Source organism: Streptomyces cinereoruber, assembly GCF_009299385.1.
In the GTDB taxonomy this organism is placed as follows: domain Bacteria; phylum Actinomycetota; class Actinomycetes; order Streptomycetales; family Streptomycetaceae; genus Streptomyces; species Streptomyces bikiniensis.
The window spans coordinates 6082173-6100547 of the sequence record NZ_CP023693.1; the positions used below are offsets into that span (position 1 = coordinate 6082173).

Below are 18375 nucleotides of genomic sequence, written 5' to 3' on the forward strand. Positions count from 1 at the left end.
TCTCCCGGGGTGAAGTGTGGGGCGCCGACGGCGAGGTCCGGCGGCTATCGGGGCCGTCGCCCCGCCGGGCCCGCCGTGGGCCCGGCGATCCCGCTGAACCGTCGGTCCAGCAGGGGGTCGGGCAGCAGACGCGCCAGGCGGCCCATCCGCCGGGCGTCCGCGCCCACCCAGTAGCGCGTGCGGGGGCGGGCGTCGGTCAGGGCGCGGGCGACCGCGCGGGCGAAGTCCTCCGGAGTGGTCCGGCTCGCCGCGGCCTGCTGCGCGTTGCCGGCCATGAAGGCCCGGAACGCGGCCCGATAGGGCTCGGCCACGGCTGCGGGCACACCGTCCAGTGCCCGCTCGCCCGCCTCGGACACCTTTCCCCAGATCGGCGTGAGGATGGCGCCGGGCGCCACGACGCAGACCCGCACGCCCTGGGGGGCCAGCTCGCGCCGGAGGGCGTCGTTCAGCGCCTCCTTGGCGAACTGCGCCGCGGAGTAGGCCCCGAGGAAGGGCACGGCGGCCTTGCCCAGACCGGAGGTGACGTTGACGATCCGCCCCTGCGAGCGGCGCAGCAGCGGCAGGTGCGCGCGGACCACGCCGAGGTGCCCGATCACGTTGACGTCGAGCTGGCGGCGGAACTGGTCGGCGTCGAGGCACTCCAGCGGCCCGGGAACGCAGATGCCGGCGTTGTTCACCAGGCCCCGGAGCCCCCCGTGCTCCCGTCCCACCCGCTCGGCGCAGGCCCGCACCGACGCCTCGTCGGTGACGTCGACGACCACCGGGCGCAGCCGGTCGTGCAGCGACTCGGCGAGGAGCTTCTCGCCGTCCTCCTCCCGCCGCACCCCGGCGAGCACCTGGAAGCCGAGGGCCTCCAGTTCCAGCGCGCACTCGCGGCCGAGGCCCGACGAGGCGCCGGTGACCAGGACCGGCCCTTGTGCGGGCAGGCGTCCCGCCCCCCGTCGACCGTACGTCGTCCGTTCGCTCACCGGTTCGCTCCTTCGCCGGTACCGGAGGGGAGACCCGCGCCGGGGAAGGTCAGCGCGGGTTCGAGCTTGCCGACCAGGCTGCGGTGCGGCATCCAGCGGAAGTAGGCGTCCCGCAGCCGGCGGCGCACCGGGCCCTGCGACTGTTCGAAGTCGCTGATCGAGCGGGTGGCCTCCACGATCGTGCGGGTGCGGTCGTAGCGCGCCGCCTCGTAGCCGCGCAGCCCGCTCGGCACGTCCGCGGCGTGCCGCAGGTGCAGCGCGAGGACGGCGGCGTCCTCCATGGCCATGGCCGAGCCCTGGCCGAGGCTGGTGAGCATCGGGTGGGCGGCGTCGCCGAGGAGGGTGACCGGTCCGTCGCCCCAGGGCCGCAGGAACGGGCGGTCCCGCGTGTTGAGGGTCAGCAGGTCGGCGGGCGGAGTGACGCGGATCGCCTCCCGGACCTCGTCCGGCCAGCCCGAGTAGGCCGCCAGCACCCCGGCCTTGCCCTCGTCCCAGGTGCTGGACCGGGCGTACGGCATGTTCTTGGTGCCCCACCAGTACAGGCGGCCCCGGCCGATGTCGACGAGGCCGAAGCGCATCCCGTCGCCCCACAGGTGCACCACGGAGCCGGGGGCGAACCGCGGGTGGCTGTAGTCGGTGATGCCCAGCCATGCGATGTACCCGCTGTCGCGGGCCGGCTCGCCGGGCCCGGTGATCTGCCGCCGGATCGCCGAGTTGAAGCCGTCCGCGCCGATCAGCACGTCCGCCTCGGCCCACGCGCCGTCGGTGAAGCGCACCCGCGCCCGGTCGCCGGCCACCTCGAACCGCTCCGCGGTCGCGCCGAGGGTGATCGGCACATCGGCCGCCTGGTCCAGGAGCGCGGCCAGCAGATCGGCCCGGCTGATGCACACGCAGGGCACGCCGATGCGCCGGGTGATCTCGGGGAACGGGAACTCCCTGATCAGCCTGCCCTTGTGGTCCTTGACGTGATACGTCTCCATCACCCGGCCGCGCTTCTCCAGGCCGAGGTCGATGTCGAGCGCGGCGAGCGCGGCCGTGGCGTTGCTCATCACGGAGAGGCCGAAGCCGGCGGCCCGCAGTTCCGGCGCCCGTTCGAAGACCTCCACCTCGAAGCCGACCCGCCGCAGTGCGACGGCCGCGGCCAGCCCGCCGATGCCGGCGCCGATCACGACGGCCTTCCTGTTCCCGCCCATGTCAGCGTCCCCTCTCGCTCGTGAGGAGGCCGCTGGCCCGGAGCACCGTGCCGACGAGGTCGGACACCCGCGGTTCCTCCATGATCGTCAGATGGTCGCCCTCGACCTCGATCACCGTCAGGCGGCCGGCGGTCCGGTCCCGCCACCCGTTGGCCGGGTCGGCGTGCATGCTGTCGATGGCGGTGTGCATGTCCAGCAGGACCCCGGGGAGCGGGTCGCGGGCCTTGACCAGCACCAGGTCGTGGTCCACCGTGCCGGGCCGGTAGTCGAAGGCCGCGCGCCAGTTCGCCTCGTAGACCCGGAACAGCCGCCGTACGACGGCGTCACCGCTGCCGGCGGGCAGGACGCCCTCCTCGACGGCCAGCCGGGTCATGTACGCGAACTTCTCGTCCAGCGTCGCCAGCCCGGGCGGCAGCAGGTCCCCGGCCGTGGCGCTGCCGTGCTGGAGCCACAGCAGCTCCCAGAAGAACCAGCCCAGCAGCGCCTCGTCGTCGGTCCACGGCCGCCGGTCCGGGTTGAGCGCGGTGGTGTCCAGCACGACCAGCGAGGCGACCTCCTCCCCGGCGGCGTGCAGCTGGCGCGCCATCTCGAAGGCGACGAACCCGCCGAAGGACCAGCCGCCCAGGTGGTACGGTCCGGCCGGCTGGACCCGGCGCATCGCCGCGATGTAGTCGGCCGCCAGCCGCTCGATGCCGCGGACCGGCTCCACGCCGGCGTCCGCACCGGCCGCCTGGAAGGCGTAGAAGGGCTGGTCCGGCGGCAGGTGCCGGGCGAACGGCACGTAGCACAGCACGTTTCCGCCCATGGGGTGGGCGAAGAACAGCGGCGGCCGGTCGCCCTGCGGGCGGATCGCCACCAGCGGGTCGAACGCGGCCGCCTCGCCGCCCGCCGAGCGCAGCCGCTCCGCCAGGGCGGCCACGGTCGGCGCCACGACGAAGTCCGACAGCGCGATCGCCGTGCCGAACCGCTGCTCCATCAGCACCACCAGCCGCATCGCGGTGATCGAGGTGGCGCCCAGGTCGAACAGGTCGTCGTGCACCCCGATGCCGGACACCCCCAGCAGGTCGGACAGCACCTCGACCAGAGCGCGTTCGTGGTCGTCCCGCGGCGCGACCCGGCCGGCCCGCTCCCCGACGGCCAGCGGCGCCTGCCGCAGTGCGGCCTCGTCCCGCTTGCCGTTGGGGGTGAGCGGTACGGCGGGCAGCCAGGCGAAGTGCGCCGGCACCATGTACTCCGGCAGCTTCGCGCGCAGGCGCCGCCGCAGGGCGTCCACGTCGGTGCGCTCGGGGTCACCGACCAGGAAGGCCGCCAGGAAGGTCTGGCCCGCCGGATCGAGCCGGGGGACCACGGCGACATCGGTGAGTCCGGCGCTCTCCGCCGCGACCAGCTCGATCTCCGCCGGCTCGACCCGGTAGCCGCGGACCTTGACCTGCCGGTCGGCGCGGCCCAGGCACACCGTGTTCCCGTCCGGCAGGACCATGCCGACGTCCCCGGTGCGGTAGAGCAGCCCGCCGCCGGACGGGTCGGGCACGAACCGCTCCTTGGTCAGGTCGGGCCGTCCGGCGTAGCCGTCGGCCAGACCGGCCCCGCCGATGTGGATCTCGCCCCGGCAGCCCACCGGGACGGGACGCATCCGGGCGTCCAGGACCAGCACCCGCGCCCCGTGGATCGGCTGCCCGACCGGTGGCAGCGCGGGGAAGGCCGCCGGGTCCCCGGTCATCTCCAGGAAGGCCGCCGCATGCGTCTCGGTGGGCCCGTAGTGGTTGTCCAGCACCAGGCCGTCCAGGGCGGCGCAGAAGCGCCTGATCTCCCCGGTCGTGCGGAACTGCTCGCCGGAGGAGCACAGCACCCGCAGGGCGCGCGGCACCAGCCCCAGTGCGTCGGACGCCTCCGCCAGCTGTTGGAGGGCCACGTAGGGCAGGTGCATCCGCTCCACCCGCTCCCGGTCCATCAGCCGCAGCAGCCCCGGCATGTCCCGGCGCAGTTCCTCGGCGATGACGACGAGCGTGCCGCCGCCGCACAGCGTCGCGTACAACTCCTGGAAGGAGACGTCGAAGCTCAGCGGGGCGTACTGCAGCGTCCGGGCGCCCTCGGCGGTGCTGGCGATGCCGTTCTGCCAGGCCACCAGGTTGGACAGGGAGCGGTGCGGCGCCGACACGCCCTTGGGCCGCCCCGTCGAGCCCGAGGTGAAGAGCAGGTACACCTCGTCGTCCTCGGAGATCTCCGGCAGCACGGCCGGCTCCGCGCCGCCGGGCCGCTCCGCGGCGGCGGCCAGCGACGCGTAGGCGATCTGCCGGACACCCGGTCCGAGCAGGTCCTGATGCGCCTCGTCGACGACCACGCAGGCCGGCCTGCCCTGCTCGACCATCGCGTGCAGGCGCTCCACCGGGTAGGCGGTGTCCAGCGGCATGGCCGAGCACCCCGCCTTGGCGGTGCCCAGCATCGCGGCCACCGTCTGCGGCGAGCGGTCCATGGCGACGCCGACCCGGTCCCCGGGGCGCACGCCCGACTCCAGCAGACCCGTCGCGATGCCCGTGGACAGCCGGTCCAGCTCCCGGTAGGTCCACGTCAGGCCCTCCGCGACCACGGCCTGCGCCTCCGGCGAGAGCCGCGCCCGCTCCTCGAAGGCCCGCACCACGTTGGTGCGAGGCCGCTCGTTCCGCGCGGCCCGCGGGCCGGGCGCGAGGAAACGGAAGTCCACCGCGTCGTCCGGGCGCTCGGCCAGCTCGCGCAGGATGCGCACGTAGGCGTCGGCGTACAGCCGCCCCTGTGCGGGGGTGAACGTCCGCCCGGAGAAGTCCAGGCGCAGCCGGATCCCTTCGTCGACGGGGTCGACCATGGCGTTGACCACCAGGGAGAAGTTGGTCTCCTCCCAGACGGCGAAGCCGCGGCTGGCGAGCGCGGGGGTGCGGAAGACCTCGCCGAGCTGGCGGAAGTGGATGTAGTTGAACAGGGTGTCGACCAGGGGGGCGCCACCGAGGTCCTCCTGGATGACGGCCAGCGGCACCCGCCGGTGCGGGAAGCTCTCCCGCTCCCGGTCCACCACGTGCCGGACGACGTCGAACCACGACTCCGGCTCCTCGCGCACCCGCACCGGCAGGGTGTTGAGGAACAGGCCGCAGGTGCGCTCGGCGCCCTCGACGTCCGGCCTGCCGTGGGTCACCAGACCGGTGGTGACGTCCGTCTGCCCGGAGAAGGCGCGCAGCATCAGCACGTGCGCGGCGAACAGCACCGCCTTCACCGGGACCCGCCGCCCGCCGGCGGTGCCGCGCACGGCCTCCACCAGGTCGGCGGGCAGGCGCAGGTCGCACTCCGTGCGCTCCTCCGGCGCGGGCGCCTCGTGCGGGCGGAAGCTCTCCAGGTGCGGCTGGACCGCTCCGGCCAGCGACGCCTTCCAGTAGGCGCGGCTCTCCGGCGCGTCGATCGCCGCGCGCTCCTGGAGGACGTGCAGCGCCGCCGACGGCGGGACCGCTTCCGGTACCGGCTCCAGGCCGAGGCCCAGCAGGTGCCCGTAGTCCCGCAGCAGCTCCGAGACCAGGTTGGCGACGCTGCCGCCGTCGAGGATGGCGTGGTGGAAGCTGAAGACCAGCTCGACCGTGCCGGGCAGGACGAACGCCCGGAAGTGGTACAGCGGCGCGCGGTCGAACCGGTAGTCGTGGCGCCGCCGCTGTGCGACGTGCGCGCCGATGGCCGCCTCCGCCTCCTCCGCGGTCGTCTCGCGCAGGTCCGCCACGTCCAGCCCGCCCTCCACGGAGGCCCGGACGATCTGCAGCGGCTCGGAGTGGCCGGCGAGCGCGAAGGACGACCGCAGCACCGGATGCCGCGCCACGAGCCGGTCGAACGCCGTCCGGAACTCCCGCTCCCGCCACGGCATGGCCAGGCTGTAGCGGAAGACGTCCTTGTACGTCGCGGAGTCCTGCTTCTCGCGGCTGTGGAACAGCAGGCCCAGTTGGAGGCTGCTGACCGGGTAGGCGTCCTCGCAGCCCTCCAGGCCGGCCCGGTCCACGTGGGAGACCAGACCGAACGGCCGCAGGGCCGCGGAGGCGTTCGCGTCCTCCGGCGCGGCGGCCGGCGAGGTCCGGGCGCACTCGGCCAGGGCGGCCACCGTGGGGTTGCGGACGAAGTCCTCCACAGAGAAGCCGATGCCGGCCCGCTCGGCGAGCACCCGCACCCGCAGCATGCTGATCGAGTCGCCGCCGATGACGAAGTAGTCCGCGTGCACCCCCACCCGTTCGACGCCCAGCACCTGCGCCCAGATGCCGGCCAGCACGCTCTCCCGGGTGGTGCGCGGCGCGTCGTCGCCGTCGTCGGCCCCGCCGAGCGCCGGGGCGGGCAGCGCACGCCGGTCGACCTTGCCGTTGGGGGTCAGGGGCAGAGCGTCCAGCCGCTCGAAGTGGGCCGGGATCATGAAGCCGGGCAGCACCTCGCCGAGCGCCGCGCGCAGGCGGCCGGGGTCCAGTTCGTCCTGCGCGGTGCAGTAGGCGACCAGGACCGCCCCCCGGCCGGGGCCCGGCCGGTGGTCGACCACCACGGCGTCCCGGATGCCGTCCAGGGCGACCAGCGCGTTCTGCACCTCGCCGAGTTCGACCCGGTTGCCGCGGATCTTGACCTGGTCGTCGGTCCGGCCGAGGTACTCGACGGCGCCGTCGGCCAGCCGGCGGGCCAGGTCCCCCGTGCGGTAGAGCCGGCCGCCGGGGCGGAAGGGGTCGTCCACGAACCGCTCGGCGGTGAGTTCGGGGCGGTTGAGGTAGCCGCGGGCCACCTGCACGCCGCCGATGTGCAGTTCACCGGGGACACCCACCGGCTGCGGGCGGCCCTGCCGGTCCAGCACGTGGACGGTGGTGTTCTCCACCGCATGTCCGATGGGCACCCGGTGCACCGGCCCGTCGGACGCCGGCGGGCACTCGAAGCACGTCACGTCCACCGCGGCCTCGGTGGGGCCGTAGAGGTTGACCAGACGCGGCGCGCCGTCGTCGCCGAAGACCCGGTGGAACTGGTTGACCCGCTCCGGCGGCAGCGCCTCGCCACTGCAGAACACCGTGCGCAGCGCGTCGAGGTCGTCGGCCCGGTCCGGGCCGCTCTCCAGCAGGTCCAGGAAGGGGCCCAGCATGGAGGGCACGAAGTGGACCGCGTTCACCCGCCGGTCGCGCACGACGCGTGCGATCTCCCGCGGGTCCTTCTCGCCGCCCGGTGGCAGCAGGACCACCCCGGCCCCCTCGACCGCCCACCACAGCAGCTCCCACACCGAGACGTCGAAGGAGATGGGCGTCTTCTGGAGCAGCATGTCGCCCGGCCCGATCGGATAGCGGCGCTGCATCCACATCAGCCGGTTGACCACCGCGTGGTGCTCGACCATCACGCCCTTGGGACGTCCGGTGGAGCCCGAGGTGTAGATGACGTAGGCGACGTCGCCGGAGCCCGACGTCGGGTCGAGCGGTCCGGCCGGACCCCGGTACAGGTCCGATATCCGCAGCACCGGCGCCCCGTCCGGCGGCTCCGGAACCTCGCCCGGACCGCGCAGCACCAGTTTCGCCCGGCAGTCCTCCAGGAGCAGCCGGATGCGCGCGGGCGGGTAGCCGGGATCCACCGGCACGTAGGCGCCGCCCGACTTCAGGACACCGAGCAGACCGGGCAGCAGTTCCGGGCCGCGCTCGGCGAGGATGGCGACGCGGTCGCCCGGCCCGACCCCGTGTTCCCGCAGCGCCCGCGCCACCTGGTCGGAGAGCCGGTCCAGCTCGCCGAAGGTCAGCGTCGTGCCGGAGGCGTCGTCGACCACGGCCGTCAGGTCCGGACGGCGCGCCGCCTGCTCGGCGAACATCTGGTGCAGGGTCTTCTCCTGCGGGTAGGGCACCAGGGCACCTTGGTGCCGGCGCACCACGTCCTCGTACTCGTCGTCGGTCAGCATGGGCAGCGCCGACACCGGCAGGTCGAGCGAGTCCAGCCCGTGGCGCAGCAGTTGCCGTACGTGCCCCGCCAGGGCCGACGCGGTCAGGTGCCCGTCGAAGACGTCGTCGGCGTAGTCCAGGTCGACGCGCAGGCCCGGTTCGTCGTCGAACGCCTGCACCATCACGGACAGCGCGTCGCCGGCGTGCACCGGCGCCATGACGGTCGTCTCCCGCGCCACCTCCGGTATCCCGGGCGGCCGGGGGAAGCGCAGGTAGGAGACGGTGACGTCGAACAGCCGCCGGCCCTCCGCGCCCCGCGCGGGCGCTTCCCGGAGGATGTCACCGTACGGCAGCCGCTCGTGCTCCCGCAGTCGGTCGACCAGCGCGCGGACCCGCTCGGCCATGCCGACCAGGGTGGGGTCGCCCTCCGTGGACAGCCGCAGCGGCAGGTTGTTGGCGAACTGGCCGACGACGTCCCGCTCCGCGTCGGTCCGGCGGTTCAGGAACGGCACGCCGACCACGACCTCGTCCTCCCGGTGGAAGCGCGCGAGGCACACCCCGAGCGCCGAGACCAGGTACGAGAAGGGGGAGACCCCCGCGTCGAGGATGCGCGCGACGAGCTCGGCGTCGACGGAGAAGGAGTACCGGCCGCGGCCGGGCCGGGCCGCCCCGGAACGCCGGAACAGCGCGGGCTCCACCCCCGCCAGGTAATCCCGGAAGAACTCCCGGTCGCCCTCCTCGTCAGGAGTGCGCGGCGCTTTTCCCGATTCCCGTATGTATTCCCAGTACGAGGGCGGAGCGACCGGCACGGAAAGCGCCGGTCCTTTTCCCTCGCCGTCCCCGCTCGGGTTTCCGTTCGCGTTCCCGCCGCCCGGATCCGCCGCCCGGGCGCGGTAGTCGGCGAGGATCCGGAACGTCAGCGCGTTCAGCGCCCAGGCATCGGTCACGATGTGGTGCGAGGTCACCACCAGGTGGACGGCGGCAGGACCCTCGATCAGCAGGGCCGCCCGGTACGGCGGCCCGCCCCGCACGTCCAGCGGCCGGCCCAGTTCCCGTTCGCACCAGATCCGCGCGGCGTTCCGGGGGTCCGGCTCGCCGGACAGGTCGACGCTCTCGTACGCCGGGAAGGAGGCGTCCGGCGGGTTCGGCCCCCGCCGCACCCGCGGCACCCCCTCACCGTCCTCGTCGAACCGCAGCCGGAAGGCGTCGTGCCCGCGCACCGCGCGCTCCAGGCACGCGCCGAGCAACTCCCGGTCCACCGGGCCCTCCAGCCGCTCGTGCACCAGGACGTTGAACTGGCAGTCACCGGGCGATCGGGCTTCGGCCGCCCAGATGTCGCGTTGATAGCCGAGTAATTCGAGGGCTTCGGATTCAGACGCCATCCCCACGGAATGCCACTCCTTCGCCTGCCGTTCGTACCGGACGGAAATTGGGCTCCGTCAGGCTAGGAGAGCGCCGCCGCACGCGGCTACTGCGTGATCGAGTAGCCCCGCCGGACGAATGCGTAGTGCCCCCGGCGGCCCGCGCCCCGGGTGTCCTGCCGCCCGCACCCCCGGCGAACGGACGCCGCGCACCCCCGAGACCGACGGGCCGGGACGCGGCGGGGGCGGCGCACCCTCGTCGCCGGGGCTGCGCGCGGTACGGAACGGGGCGTCGCACCGCGCCCCGCCGCCGGTGGCGGCCGAGGCGGTCGTGCCCGGGAGCGGGCGGGGTGGTCAGGCGCGGGGGACGAGGTCCAGTTCGGCCAGCGCGGCCGCGGCGTCGGCGGCGTGGTCGGGGGAGGGGCTCTTGGCCAGCGCCCGGTTCAGATGGCGGCGGGCGGCCTCCCGGTCGCCGCGCATCCGGGCGGCCAGTCCCAGGCCGATCTCCGCGCGGACCTCGCCCCGGCCGTAGGCCCGTTCGCCCGACACGGACAGCGCGCGTTCGTACAGCTCCGTCGCCTGCCGGGCCCGGCCGGCCGCCAGGGCGGTCCTGCCGAGCCAGGTCAGGGTCTCGACGACCTCGGTCCACAGCCCGAGCTCCTCGGCGACCAACAGCCCCGCCCGGTGCAGCCGCTCGGTCCGGGCCCGGTCCCCTTCGCGCTCGGCCGCCAGCGCCAGCGCCCGGGTGGCCCGCAGCTGCCCCCAGCGGTCGCCCACCTCCTGGAACAGCGCGGCGCCCAGCTCCGCCCGGTCGTGGTCCCCGGCCGGGTCGTTGCCCGCCAGCTCCACCAGCGCCGCCGCCTCGCCCCAGCGGTCCCGGGCGGCCCGCGCGCCGGCCAGGCTCGCCTCCGTCAGCCGCAGCCCCTCGGACCGGCGGCTCTGCCCGAGCAGGCCGGTGCCGACGAACCACTGCAACCGGGCGCGCAGCACCGGGTCGCCGACCCCTGACGCCGGGTCCTCGTCCGCCGCGGCGACCGGCTCCGCGTCCACCGAGGAGGTGCGCAGCTCGATGCCGGTCAACCAGGCCCGCGCCGCCGACCGAGCCCCCGCGTCGGTCCCGTCGTCGACGGCCAGCGCCGTCTGGAGCGACCTGCGGGCCTCGGTGAGCCGTCCCCGCAGGAACCAGTACCAGCTCAGCGCGTTCACCAGCCGCACCGCGCACCCCGGGACACCGCCGGCCGCGGCGAACTCCAGGGCGCGCCGCAGGTTCACGGTCTCCGCGTCCAGCCGCTCCAGGCAGCGGCGCTGCTCCGGGCCGCGCAGCAGCTCGCTCTCCCGCTCCGCCGCCTCGGTGTGCCGGCGCACGAAGCGAGCCCGGACGGCGGCCTCCTCCCCGGCCTCCGCCAGGCGCTCGCCGCAGTACGCGGCCACCGACTCCAGAAGGCGGAACCGATCCCCCTCCCGCACCACCAGCGAGCGGTCCACCAGCCGGGACAACAGGTCCGGCACCCGGTCCGGGCCGAGGTCAGCGTCGGCGCAGACCGCCTCGGCGAACTGAAGGGTGCAGCCGTCCGCGTGCACGGCCAGCCGCCGCAGCACGGTCCGCTCGTCCGGGGAGAGCAGCTGCCAGCTCCAGTCGAGCATGCTGCGCAGCGTCTGCTGGCGCGCCGGGAGGCCCCGCACCCGGGCCGCCGGCGGGGTGAGCCGGTCCTCCAGGCAGGCGGCGAGCTCGTCCGGGCTCAGGGTCCGCAGCCGCGGCGCCATCAGTTCCAGCGCGAGCGGAATGCCGTCCAGGCGGCGGCAGATGGCGGACACCGCCGCCGCGTTGTCCGCGTCGAGGGCGAAGCCGGGCGCCGCCGCGGCCGCCCGCTCCACGAACAGCTCGACGGCGCCGGACCGGGCCGCCGCCTCCGCGTCGGCACGCTCCGGCAGTGCCAGCGGCGGCACCGGGTGCACCAGCTCGCCGGGGATGTCGAGGGCCTGCTGGCTGGTGACGAGCAGGTGCCCGGCGGGGACCGCCGACAGCAGGGCCCCGGCGAGCACGGCCACCGGCTCGACCAGGTGCTCGCAGTTGTCCAGCAGGACCAGCAGTTCCTTGCCGGCCACCGCCTGGCACAGCCAGCCCACCAGGTCGTCCAGGTCCGGCTCGGTCGCCGCGGTGTCGCACAGGCCCAGGGTGGTGATGACCCGCTCGGCGACGTCGTCGTGGTCCGCCGTGGCGCTCAGACCGGCCAGTTCCACCAGCCACACGCCGTCGGCGAACCGCTCGGACAGGTCGCGCGCCGCGGCGATCGCCAGCCGGGTCTTGCCCACGCCGCCCAGACCGGTGAGCGTGACCAGACGGGTCCTGGTGCCCGGGCTCAGCAGGGCGCGCACCCGCTCGACCGCCGAACGCCGCCCGATCAGCGGCGTCAGCGGCGTGGGGAGGCTGGTGCGACGGGACGGCGCCGCGGCGACCGGCGCGGCCAGCTCCGGTTCCTGACGCAGCATCGCCTCGTGCAGGGCGGAGACCTCCGGCCCGGGCGACACCCCCAGCTCCTCGACCAGCCGACGCCGCAGCTCCTGGAAACCGTGGAGCGCCTCGCCCTGCCGCCCGGCCCGGTACAGCGCGCGCATGTGAGCCATCCGCAGCCGTTCGCGCAGCGGGTGCCGGGCCACCAGTTCGCCCAGCTCCGCCGCCAGCGCAGGATGCTCGCCCAGCACCAGCCGCACCTCGGCCTGGTCCTCGACGACGCTCAGGCGCAGCTCCTCCAGCCGGGCGACCTCGGCGCGGACGAACAGCGACTCGGCGACGTCGGCGTAGGCCGGGCCCCGCCACAGCGCGAGCGCCTCGGCGAACAGGCCCGCCCGTGCCGAGGGCTCGCGGCGCCCGCGGGCCCGCTCGACCAGCTCCTGGAAGCGGGCCGCGTCCAGCGCGTCGTCGGGCATCACGAGCCGGTAGCCGGCGGGCTCCCGGACCACCCGCTCCCTGCCCAGCACCCGGCGGAGCTGGGAGACCTTGGTCTGCAGGGTGTTGGCCGAGCCGCCGGGCGGGCTGCCCGCCCACAGGTCGTCGATCAGGCGGTCGGCCGGTACCGGCCCCCCGCCGTGCACCAACAGGTCCGCCAACAGGGCGCGCACCTTGGCCTCGGGGACCTTGACCGGCCGCCCCTCGGCGTCCCAGACGGCCAGCGGGCCGAGCACCCCGTAACGCATGCCCGCAGTGTAGCTCCGGGCGACCCTCAGGAAATCGTGCGTGACCGTCTGCATCGTGGCCCCGAACGTTCTCGGACGGAGACCATGGGGAGTTCCATGAGCACAACAACCGCAGGCAGGGCCGGGGCCCGGGAATGGGGAGGACTGGCGGTCCTGTCGTTGCCCACCGTGCTGCTGGGCCTGGACGTCACCGTGCTGTACCTCGCCCTTCCCTCCCTGGCGGAGGACCTGCGCCCGAGCGGCACCGAAGAGCTGTGGATCATGGACGCCTACGGCTTCCTGATCGCCGGCTTCCTGATCACCATGGGCACCCTGGGCGACCGCATCGGCCGGCGCAGGCTGCTGCTGCTGGGGGCGGCCGCCTTCGGAGTCGTCTCCGTGCTGGCCGCCTACTCCACCAGCGCCGAGATGCTCATCGCCGCCCGCGCGGCCCTCGGGATCGCCGGCGCCACCCTCATGCCGTCCACCCTGGCGCTGATCAGCAACATGTTCTCCGACGAGCGCCAGCGCTCTCTGGCCATCGGCGTCTGGGCCACGAGCTTCGCGCTCGGCATGGCGCTCGGCCCGGTGGTCGGCGGCGCGATGCTCGACCACTTCTGGTGGGGTTCGGCGTTCCTCCTCGCGGTCCCGGTCGCCGTCGTGCTGCTGGTGGCCGCGCCCCTGCTGATCCCCGAGTACCGGGCGCCGCACAGCGGCCGCTTCGACCTGCTCAGCGTCGTGCTGTCGCTGGTCGCGATCCTGCCGGTGATCTACGCGGTGAAGCAGTTCGCCAAGGACGGCCTGGGCCTCGCCACTGTCGCCGCCACGGTGGTCGGCGTGGTGTTCGCGGTGGTGTTCGTCAAGCGCCAGGGCAAGCTGGCGAGCCCGCTGCTGGACATGCGCCTGTTCACCAACCGGACCTTCAGCGCCGCGCTGAGCGTCCTGCTGATCGGCCTGGTGGGCGTCGGCGGCTCCATGCTGCTGATCACCCAGCAGCTCCAGCTCGTCGAGGGGCTGCCGCCGGTCGAGGCAGGGCTGTGGATGGGTCCGCCCGCGATGCTGATGTTCCTCGCGGCGATCGGAGCTCCGCTGGTGTCGCGCCGGGTGCCGCCGGGGATCGTGGTGGCCGCCACGCTGACGCTGTCCATGGTGGGGTACGTGCTGCTCACCCAGGTCGACGCCGGGGACGGCGTGGCCCTGATGGTGATCGGCTTCGGCCTCGTCTACCTCGGACTGGGGGCGATCGCGGCCCTGGGCACGGACCTGGTGGTCGGGGCCGCGCCGCCGGAGAAGGCCGGCTCGGCCTCGGCCATGTCGGAGACCGTCCAGGAGCTGGGCCTCGCCCTGGGCGTGGCGATCCTGGGCAGTCTGGCCACCGCCGTCTACCGCAACCGCATCGACGGCGAGATCCCCGCCGGTACGCCCTCGGACGTCGCCGAACCCGCCGGCGACAGCCTGGCCGGCGCGGCGTCGTCGGCCCAGCGGATGCCCGAGGGGTGGTTCGAGACGGCCAAGGAGGCGGCCACCTCCGGTCTGAACACCGCCATGCTGGTCGCCGCGGTGTGCACGCTGGTGCTGGCGCTGCTCTCCGCCGTCGTCCTGCGGCACGTCGGGGTCATCGGCGGCCAGGAGCCGGACGCCGAAGAGAGCGTTCCGGCGGAACGTGCCGGGTCGCAGGTGTGAGCGCGCCGGAGCCACGCACCCCCTCCGCCCGGCGCCGGGCGACCGAGGCCGGTGCGGGGCGGCCCGGGTTACCGGGCGTCCTCCGCCACCACGTTTCGGGCCAGCCGGACGAAGGAGCGCAGCGCCGGATGCCGGTTGTTGGACGCCCAGACCAGGTAGACCGGCACCGGGGGCGCGTCCCGGAGGGGGAGGTACGTGATCTCGGAGTGCGGGTGCATCCACGCGGTGGAGGCCGGCGTCACCCCGATGCCGACGCCGGCGGCGATGTACGTCTGCCAGTCGTCGAGGGTGTCCACCTCCACCGCGACGACGGGCCGCCTGCCGTCCTGCCAGAGGCGGAGACTGGTGGTGCCGGAGAAGGAGTTGATCACCAGGGCGTGGTCGGCCAGGTCCGCCAGCCGGACCTCGCTCACGGCGGTGAGCGGGTTGTCCGTCGCCACCGCCACCACTCGGGGCTCCATGACGAGCAGCTCCTCGTTCAGGTTCCGGCCCCGGACGTGAGTGCGCATGATCGCCACGTCCGACAGCCCGCTGGTGAGCCCGCCGGCGGGGTCGTCCACCCGCCGCAGACGCACCTCGACATCCGGGTGGGTCTCCTGCCATCGGCGCAGGATCTCGCTGGTGTGCACACCGACCGCCGACCAGGCGTGTCCGACGCGCAGGGCGCGCACCCTCTGCAGGTCCGAGCGCATGGCGTCGTCGAAGGCGGTGACGGCCGCGTCGGCCTTGGCGCAGAAGGTCTTCCCGGCCACCGTCGGCTGCACCCCCTCCGCCGAGCGCTCCAGCAGGGGGTGCTTCACCTGGCGTTCCAGTTCGGCGAGTCTGCGGGACACCGCGGACTGCGCCATGTGCAGGCGGGCGGCCGCCTTGGAGATGCTGCCTTCCTCGACCGCCATCAGGAAGGTGCGCAGGTGCTGTATGCCCACGGCCATGACGAAGTTCCTTTTCGCTGAAGCGGGGGGAGCGGGGAGCCGGTTCCCGGCACGGGGCCGGATCGATCGGGTGGGGATGGGGGGCGGGACGGAGCGTGCGGAGTGGCGGCGAGAGGTCCGACCGGCCCGGGCCGGAGCCGTCGGGCCGGTGAGGACCGGGCGGTGAGGAGGGCTCCCGGCAGGGCGCGGCGTCCGACTGCGGACACCGCGGGACCGCGTCCGGCGCCGTCCTCCCGCCACCGTCGGCGGGCGTACCGGCCGGAGCCCCCGCCGTGCGGTCGCCGCCGATCCGTGCGGGCGGCCGTGCCGGGCAGCCGTCCGTCCGACCCGGGCACGTCCGCGCGAAGCTCCGCCCCCGCCCGGGGTCCCGTCTCCGGGTACGGCGCGGAGTCCTCCGCCCGGGGTGCGGGGCACGGTGCCGTGCCGACCCGGCCCCGCACACACACCGACCCCGGCTGCGGAGTGGGATACGCAACCGGGGAATTGCCCAAAGAGGAGGGGCGCGGGAAATACCGTTGCCTAAGGCAGCTTTCTTCCGTCACGGCCGGCTCCGTGCGTCATGACGGAGCGCGGCCGGAAGAACCGCTGGATTCGGCTCTCCGGACAAGGGGCTGCGTCGGGCTCTTCCGGCTTTTCCTGGATGCCTTGAAAGGCCTGGCTGGAAATGTGCGGACAGGTGCGGCGAATAATCTGCCCTTCGGTGGCTGAAACGGCTCTCACCAGGTGCGCGTGGCTCATGGACACCCCCGTGGAAAATGCGGACAGAGTAATCGTTAAAACGCTGGAAAGTATCGCCGGACGGGCCTTTGTGTGCGCCGAAGACGACTGCGCTCTTCAGTGTGACTGTTGCTTATGGAGCCTTCAACAGTGCCCCATTGATTGGCCCGATAACCTACTGGTCCAGGTGGTATGGAAAGGGTTGCAAAGACGTCGCGGGCGAGGCTTTCGCCACAGGTGGGAGCGTTATCCGGTGGTGAAACAGAACGCTCGCTCGGAATGACCGGCCCTATCGCGTGGCGAAAAGCGACCGGCCTGGTGCGCCGGCATCCGCGCCCGGCGCACGCCCCCGCCTCCGCCCCGGTGGCCGCACCGCCCGGCAGCGGAGCGGCCCGCTGCCGGGCGGATCCTCGATCCCGGTCTGCCGCGGCCGGCCGGATCCGGTCCCGGCTCCACCGGACGAACCGCCGGTGGCCCCACCCGCCGGAGCGGTACCCGCAATGCGTCCGGTACCGACCGCTCGACCGGATCCGTCATGTACGGATCAGTGAGCGATCACGCCGAAGGAGACGACGTCTCGGGGGCTGCGCGGCTGACCGCGGCCGGAGTCGCCCGGCTTGATAGGCAAGTGAATGCTTGCCTATGCTGGCGAGGTGACGGACGACGTGTTCAAGGCGCTGGCCGACCCGACCCGCCGCCTCATCCTCGACGGGCTCGTCGAGCGGAACGGCCAGTCCCTGTTCGAGATATGCGCCCGGCTGGCCTCCCGGCACGGCCTCGGCATGTCCCGGCAGGCGGTCAGCCAGCACCTCGCCGTCCTCGAAGCGGCGGGCCTCGTCGTCACGCGGCGCGAGGGGCGCTACAAGTTCCACGACCTGAACACCGAACCGCTGGAGCGCATCGCGACGCGATGGCTCGCGCCGGAGAAGCCGGAGAACACACCATGAGGATCCATCTGTCCAGCGTCTTCGTCGACGACCAGGACAAGGCCCTGCGCTTCTACACCGACGTGCTGGGCTTCGTGAAGAAGGAGGAGGTTCCGATCGGCGAGCACCGCTGGCTGACCGTCGTCTCGCCGGAGGACCCCGACGGCACCGAACTGGTCCTGGAGCCCGACGCCCACCCGGCCGTCAAGCCGTACAAGGACGCCCTGGTCGAGGACGGCATCCCGGCCACCTCCTTCGCCGTGGAGGACGTGCGCGCCGAGTTCGCCCGGCTGAGCGGGCTCGGGGTCCGCTTCACCCAGGAGCCCGTGGACATGGGCCCGGTCGTCACCGCCGTCCTCGACGACACCTGCGGCAACCTGATCCAGATCGCCCAGCGCGTCTGAGGCCCGGACCGCCGGGTCCGGGGCGCGCGGCCCCGGACCCGGCGGACGCCGTCACACCCCCATCGGCACGGGCTGCCGCATCTGCGAACGCCTCGACTGCCCCCAGCGGGCGGTCCCCCGCTCGGCCGGGCCCTCGCCGTCGACGAGCACACCGGCACGTTCGTGCCGTACGCGGTGGAGGGGGAGGGGAGGCCCCGCCGGGCCGGGACCGGATACTGTCCGGACGATCTCGGAACGGCGGCGGGGGAGGCCACGGTGGACTGGACGATGCTGCTGGGCGGGGTGGCCGCCGGGCTGCTGATCTCCGTCGTGACCGCGCCGGCCGGGGTGTCGGGGGCGGTGTTCCTGCTCCCGGTCCAGCTGAGCGTCTTCGCCGTGCCGAACCCCTCCGTCACCCCGACGAACCTGCTGTACAACGTGGTCGCGGGCCCCGGCGCCCTGTGGCGCCACGCCAGGACCGGCGCCCTGCGCGGCCCCCTCACCCGCCTCCTGGTGGCGGGCACCCTCCCCGGGGTGGTGGTCGGCGCCGGCGTCCGCGTCTTCGCCCTCCCCGGCCCGACCGTCTTCCGCCTCCTCATCGCCGCGCTGCTGCTGCCCCTCGGCGTGTGGCTGTGCCTCCGCACCCTGCGCCCCGCCCGGAAGCGGACCGGCGCCGAACCCTCGCCCCGCGCCGTCACCGGACTCGCCCTGGCCGTCGGGGTGGTGGGCGGGATCTACGGCATCGGCGGCGGCTCCCTCCTCGGCCCGATCCTGGCGGGCCGGGGCGTCCCCGTCTCCCGGGTGGCCCCGGCCGCGCTCGCCGCCACCTTCGCGACCTCCGTCGTCGGCGCCCTGACCTTCGCCCTGCTCTCCCTCACCACCACCGAGGCCGCCGCTCCGGACTGGGCCCTGGGCCTCGCCTGCGGCCTCGGCGGCCTGATCGGCGGCTACCTCGGCGCCCGCCTCCAGCCCCACCTCCCGGAAACCGCCCTCCGCCTCCTCCTGGGCACCCTGGCGACCGCCCTCGGAGCGCTGTACGCGGCCCAGGCCCTGTTCTGAGCCGCCCCCCGCCGCACGCCGGGCCGGCCGAACCGGTACGTCCGGGAGGTCACGTTCCACACGCCGGGACCGCTCCGTGACCTACCCTGAGGGC

General features: G+C 74.3%; 9 protein-coding genes and 1 pseudogene. 5 read left to right on the top strand and 5 right to left on the bottom strand.

The window, feature by feature from the left end; all coding sequences use genetic code 11:
- Positions 1 to 44 precede the first annotated feature (44 nt).
- The 4 genes from CP977_RS27455 to CP977_RS35255 all read right to left on the bottom strand — a co-directional run bounded on the left by CP977_RS27455 (position 45) and on the right by CP977_RS35255 (position 12602).
- Positions 45 to 968 carry an SDR family oxidoreductase gene (locus tag CP977_RS27455; RefSeq protein ID WP_079130964.1) on the bottom strand — a complete coding sequence of 308 codons (924 nt, stop codon included), beginning with the start codon at positions 966 to 968 and terminating at the stop codon, positions 45 to 47.
- Entirely contained in the window at positions 965 to 2161 is a 1197-nt protein-coding gene (locus CP977_RS27460) for an FAD-dependent monooxygenase (RefSeq protein ID WP_062751574.1), read from the bottom strand. Before CP977_RS27460 ends, CP977_RS27455 begins: the two co-directional genes overlap by 4 nt.
- A 1-nt stretch (position 2162) precedes the next feature.
- A complete protein-coding gene (locus CP977_RS27465) occupies positions 2163 to 9428 on the bottom strand; it encodes an amino acid adenylation domain-containing protein (RefSeq protein WP_152370991.1) in 7266 nt (2421 codons plus the stop codon).
- Between the two features lie 333 nt (positions 9429 to 9761).
- Positions 9762 to 12602, bottom strand: a complete 2841-nt coding sequence (locus CP977_RS35255) for an AfsR/SARP family transcriptional regulator (RefSeq protein WP_152370992.1) — start codon at positions 12600 to 12602, stop codon at positions 9762 to 9764.
- Positions 12603 to 12698: 96 nt separating this feature from the next.
- Between CP977_RS35255 and CP977_RS27475 the strand changes: the two genes are divergently transcribed.
- Positions 12699 to 14264, top strand: a complete 1566-nt coding sequence (locus CP977_RS27475; protein WP_062751571.1) for an MFS transporter — start codon at positions 12699 to 12701, stop codon at positions 14262 to 14264.
- Positions 14265 to 14332: 68 nt separating this feature from the next.
- Here CP977_RS27475 and CP977_RS27480 read toward each other — a convergent pair whose 3' ends face one another.
- Positions 14333 to 15196 (bottom strand): LysR family transcriptional regulator, encoded by an 864-nt coding sequence (locus CP977_RS27480; RefSeq protein WP_062751570.1) that lies wholly within the window; start codon positions 15194 to 15196, stop codon positions 14333 to 14335.
- 1370 nt (positions 15197 to 16566) lie between these two features.
- Between CP977_RS27480 and CP977_RS27485 the strand changes: the two genes are divergently transcribed.
- The 4 genes and pseudogenes from CP977_RS27485 (at position 16567) to CP977_RS27500 (ending at position 18281) form a co-directional block, all read left to right on the top strand.
- Positions 16567 to 16860: an ArsR/SmtB family transcription factor gene (locus tag CP977_RS27485; RefSeq protein ID WP_062751569.1), complete on the top strand. Its 294-nt coding sequence runs from the start codon at positions 16567 to 16569 to the stop codon at positions 16858 to 16860.
- A complete protein-coding gene (locus CP977_RS27490) occupies positions 16857 to 17243 on the top strand; it encodes a VOC family protein (protein ID WP_062751568.1) in 387 nt (128 codons plus the stop codon). The genes CP977_RS27485 and CP977_RS27490 overlap by 4 nt, the downstream gene beginning before the upstream one ends.
- 55 nt (positions 17244 to 17298) lie before the next feature.
- Positions 17299 to 17429 (top strand): annotated as a pseudogene (locus tag CP977_RS27495) (short-chain fatty acyl-CoA regulator family protein); the annotation flags it as partial.
- Between the two features lie 81 nt (positions 17430 to 17510).
- Positions 17511 to 18281, top strand: a complete 771-nt coding sequence (locus CP977_RS27500) for a TSUP family transporter (RefSeq protein WP_208421317.1) — start codon at positions 17511 to 17513, stop codon at positions 18279 to 18281.
- Positions 18282 to 18375: the final 94 nt, after the last annotated feature.